This window comes from bacterium, from assembly GCA_029210965.1.
In the GTDB taxonomy this organism is placed as follows: domain Bacteria; phylum BMS3Abin14; class BMS3Abin14; order BMS3Abin14; family BMS3Abin14; genus JALHUC01.
On record JARGFZ010000151.1, the window covers coordinates 1 to 536 of the forward strand.

Consider the following 536-nt stretch of genomic DNA (forward strand, 5'->3'; position numbering starts at 1 on the left):
CTGATGGAGGTGGGGAATTGGTGGCGGATTTCGAGTCTGAGTTCCGGGTGGCGAAGGGGCGCAGCGGGATCCGGTGACTGTCCCGCACCAGACACGGAGACATCACGCCTCTGGCGTGACAGGCTTCGACGCGGAGACACGGAAAAGGCAAGCAAATCAGGATCGAGGATACAAGTTTTTTTTCAGGTCATATACTATTTTTCCAAATCAGCGAATCAGACGAAAGGACTTTTAAAAAAAAAGAAAACATGCAAAAACTTACCAGTAGCTCCTGCAGGGGTTGTAAAAAATCTTCCCCGCGTCTCCGCGTCCTCGCGTCCCCGCGTCTGAATTTACAGCACCCTCCTCCCTTCTGCCTTCTGCCTTAATATCAGGCGACGCGTGTTCCGTTGGGAACGGAAGCGTCCGCACTTAAAAGCACCACATCCCCCTCCCCGGGCACCGCTCCCAGGATCTGCACTAACTACTGGAGCCGGCTATTTTCTTTGGCGGGAAGTTTGTCACCGCGACCACCTGACGCCCCACCAGATCCTCCG

The 536-nt window shown here is 54.7% G+C and carries 1 pseudogene; it reads right to left on the reverse strand.

The features are described from left to right. Nucleotides 1–370: 370 nt before the first annotated feature. A pseudogene (locus P1S59_14730) lies at nt 371–536 on the reverse strand (tRNA-binding protein).